This is a genomic window from Novosphingobium sp. (assembly GCF_040079535.1).
Taxonomy (GTDB): domain Bacteria; phylum Pseudomonadota; class Alphaproteobacteria; order Sphingomonadales; family Sphingomonadaceae; genus Novosphingobium.
In genome coordinates this window covers 1-3,590 of sequence record NZ_JBEBKB010000079.1, presented here as the reverse complement: position 1 = coordinate 3,590, position 3,590 = coordinate 1, and the positions used below count along the sequence as shown (strand labels likewise).

Genomic DNA, 3,590 nt, shown 5'->3' with positions numbered 1-3,590 from the left:
CTGCGCAGGCCGTCCAGCCGCAAGGCGCAGCGCCGCCGCTGGCTCAGCTGCGGATCGACGTTGCGCTGGCAGAGCCGCTCCGCAGCATTGCACCTGCGGCAGTCCGCACACCGGCATTGGCAGCGGCCCTGCTGGGCGAAGATGGTGCGGCCGAAATGCCCGCGATGCTGCCAATTGCTGCCCCGCAAGCCGCACTGCCCCTGGCACCGGCGGCCCCCCTGACGGCGGCCCCGCGACCCCAGCCCCACGATTTCGCCGCCCTGATCGAACGGCTTTCTGCCGCGCGCGAGACGGCCGCACCGCAGGCCGTCTCGATCAGTCTGCCCCACGCCGATTTTGGCCGGATCCAGCTGAACTTCCGGCAAGAGGACGGCATTCTGGCGGTTTCCCTGGCCAGTGCTGATCCCGATTTTGCCCGCATCGCCGCGCAAGCCGCCCCGCCGGTCATGCCGATTGGTGAGGCTCGCAGTGCCGAGAGCACCGGCCAGCAAAGCAGTGGGCGCAGCGACGGACAAGGGGCGCAAGCTTCGCAAAACGGCAACCAGCGCGGCCAATCGAATGAGCGCCGCAGCGATGCCCACAACCGCCTTGAACACCAACCACGCGCCCGTGCCGCATCCGGCAAGGACAGCGATCACCGCAGCGGCATTTTTGCCTGATCCAGATAACCCCGGGGGACTGACAGATGAGTGACAAACACGACAGTGATGACAAGCCCAAGAAGAAGAAAAAGGGCAAAGGCCTGATGGTCAAGGCGATCGGCGCGCTGGTGCTGATTGCGGCCGGCGGTGGCGGCACATTTGCCCTGGTTCAGGCCGGGATGATCGGTCACGGCGAGGAGGGCGAAAAGAAGAAGGAAAAGGATGTCCCCAAGCTAGTCAAAAAGGGCGAGGAAGATCCCTATGCCCCCAAGACCGAGGCCAAGGAGGGCGAAGGCGCCGGGGCCGAGGTAGAGGGTGAAGGCGGCAGCGAATACAAGACCAGCTATTACGCCTTCGCCGATGACTTCACGTCCAATCTCAAGAATTCCAGCTCGCTGGTCCAGATCAATATCGCCTGCTCTACCCGCCGCGATGGCCGGGTGCTGATGTGGCTCAAAAAGCATGAGCTGGCGATCCGCAGCGAAATCCTGGTGGTGCTGGCCGATACGCCCGAGGAAGATGCCTTCACCCCTGAAGGCAAGGAACGCCTGCAAAAACGGCTGACCGGGGCGATCAACAAAGTGCTGACCGAAACCGAGGGTTTCGGCGGGGTCGATCAGGTCCACTTCAAGAGCTTTCTGGTCCAATGAAAACCGACCATTCCTTTATCGCAGAACGCGCCGCTGCGCAGCACTGCGAGGAACTGCTACGCAGCGGCCCCGAAGCTGTCGATCTGTTGCCGGCACTGTCGCGCGCGGGTGAACGATTTGCCCGTGCGCTGGCCCCGGGACTGGCTGATCTTATCGGCGGCGATGCGCCCAGCGTTACAGCTTTGGCACCGTGCGAACTGCGCGAAAACAATCTGGCGCAAGAACTGGGCGCCTTGGCCGCCAACAGCCTGCTGGCACCGGCTGCACCGGGAGTAACCCTGCTCGCCTCGATCGAGGGATCGGCCGTTCTGCGGCTGGTTGACCGTGCCTATGGCGGCAAGGGCGAACCCGGCGGGCCGGTGCCGCTCAGTTTTCCGCTATCGGCTCAGTTGCTGATCGAACGGCTTGAAACAGTGGTTGCAGCGGCATTGGGTGAAGCGCTGGGCGAAGGGCCCTTGCGCGCCCTCAAACGCAATCCGCGGATCGAAGAGCTGGCCCCCTTCCCGGCTGGTGCGCCGCTGGTGCTGTTGCCAATCGAGATCATGGAAGGAGCCCGCGCCCCGTGGAAATTGCGCCTTGCCCTGCCGCTGGCGGCACTGCCCAAAGTGCTGGGCGCCAGCCAGGGCGCCGCAGCAAAGCGCCAATCCGGCCCGGCAGATCCGGCCGCCGCTCCGTTTGCCGATGTGCCGCTGCCGCTGGTGGCAACACTGGTCGATATGAAGGTGCCATTGGCGGCGGTGAGCCGGCTGGAACCCGGCGCGGTGCTGCCTGTGGCGGTGGCCCGGGCCGTGCCGCTTTCAATCGCCGGCGCGGTGATCGCGCGCGGCACCATTGGCGCACAGGATGATTGCGTGGCGATCCGCCTTTCGCAGATCGTCGTTTAGATTTTTGGACAGGGGACCAACATGACCATCCACACCCGCGGCTTCGACCTTTTGAAAGAAGTCGATGTTCGCCTTTCGGTCGAACTCGGCCGCACCGATATGAAACTGAAGGACGTACTGGCGCTAAGCGAAGACAGCGTCGTTATGCTTGAACGGCTAACCGACGAGCTGCTTGACGTGCACGTGAATGGCAAGCTGATCGCCCGCGGCGAGATCATAGCCCAGGGCAACCGCTTTGGCCTGCGCATCGTTGAAATGGCTGGCGCCGCTTCAGGCGGGGAGGACGCCGCATGATCTGGTATGTGATCAAGCTGATCGTGCTGCTGCCGCTGATCGGCGCGCTGGCCTGGGGCAGCCTTAAACTGGCGCAAAAGGCGCAGGCCCGGCTGGGTGTAACCGGCGGGCCGGCCAAGCGGTTCAGGATTATCGAAACCACCATGCTTTCGCCCGGATTGAAACTGGCGGTGATCCAGTTCGGTGATCGCGAAATTCTGGTTTCAGCCTCGCGTCAGGGGCTGACCCGGCTGGGCGAAGCACCCGCGCGGGAGCTGGGTGAATGAGACGCCTGTTCGCCCTGCCCGCGCTGCTGCTTCCCGCCATGGCCCACGCCCAAAGCGCAATCCCCGGTGCGCTGGACCGGGCATTGGGCCAGGTTGGGCCCAGCGGCGGACCCGGCCTGTCGATGTCATTGCAGCTGCTGCTGGTGATGGGCCTGCTTACGCTGTTGCCGGGGCTGATCCTGATGATGACCAGCTTCACCCGCGTGCTGGTGGTGCTTTCAATCCTGCGTCAAGCCCTGGGGCTGCAGCAAAGCCCGCCCAACCAGGTGCTGGTCGGGCTTTCGCTGTTCCTGTCATTGTTCGTGATGGCCCCAACGCTGGATCAGGTGAATGCACGGGCAATCCAGCCCTATTCGGCCGGCACGATCAATGCCGAACAGGCCTTTGCCGCCGGCGGCGCAGAATTTCACAAATTCATGATCCGCCAGACCCGAGAAAAGGATCTGATGATGTTCGCCGAAATGGCAAAGGCCCCCAAATTTGCGCAAGCAACCGACGTGCCGTTCTCGATCCTGCTTCCGGCCTTCGTCACAAGCGAGCTGAAGACCGCCTTCCAGATTGGCTTCATGCTGTTTCTGCCGTTTCTGGTGATCGATCTGGTGGTCTCATCCGTGCTGATGAGCCTTGGGATGATGATGATGAGCCCGACGATCGTATCCTTGCCGTTCAAGCTGCTGCTGTTTGTGCTGGTCGATGGCTGGGCACTGCTGATGGGCAGTTTGGCCGCGAGTTTCGGGTGATGTGGCGGCAAGCAATGGTCCGATTCGCCCCGTTTTTGGCGACTGCCACAAACGGGGAACTGACGCCGCGAGACGGTGACGCAGGGGTCTCAACCCTGGCGCCATTCCCCCTCCG

5 protein-coding genes and 1 pseudogene are annotated in these 3,590 nt (G+C 63.4%); all 6 read left to right on the top strand.

The features are described from left to right. Nucleotides 1-659 (top strand): annotated as a pseudogene (locus ABL914_RS13830) (hypothetical protein); the annotation flags it as partial. A gap of 26 nt (nt 660-685) precedes the next feature. Further along, nucleotides 686-1,291, top strand: a complete 606-nt coding sequence (gene fliL / locus ABL914_RS13825) for a flagellar basal body-associated protein FliL (RefSeq protein ID WP_391563772.1) — start codon at nt 686-688, stop codon at nt 1,289-1,291. Beyond that, nucleotides 1,288-2,175, top strand: coding sequence for a FliM/FliN family flagellar motor switch protein (locus tag ABL914_RS13820; protein ID WP_391563771.1), 888 nt, complete (start codon nt 1,288-1,290; stop codon nt 2,173-2,175). The genes fliL and ABL914_RS13820 overlap by 4 nt, the downstream gene beginning before the upstream one ends. 21 nt (nt 2,176-2,196) lie before the next feature. Further along, on the top strand, nt 2,197-2,469 hold the full coding sequence (gene fliN, locus ABL914_RS13815; RefSeq protein WP_391563770.1) for a flagellar motor switch protein FliN: 273 nt from the start codon (nt 2,197-2,199) through the stop codon (nt 2,467-2,469). Beyond that, entirely contained in the window at nt 2,466-2,735 is a 270-nt protein-coding gene (locus ABL914_RS13810) for a flagellar biosynthetic protein FliO (RefSeq protein WP_391563769.1), read from the top strand. The genes fliN and ABL914_RS13810 overlap by 4 nt, the downstream gene beginning before the upstream one ends. Continuing rightward, nucleotides 2,732-3,475, top strand: coding sequence for a flagellar type III secretion system pore protein FliP (gene fliP, locus ABL914_RS13805; protein ID WP_391563768.1), 744 nt, complete (start codon nt 2,732-2,734; stop codon nt 3,473-3,475). Before ABL914_RS13810 ends, fliP begins: the two co-directional genes overlap by 4 nt. The last annotated feature ends 115 nt before the right edge of the window (nt 3,476-3,590 follow it).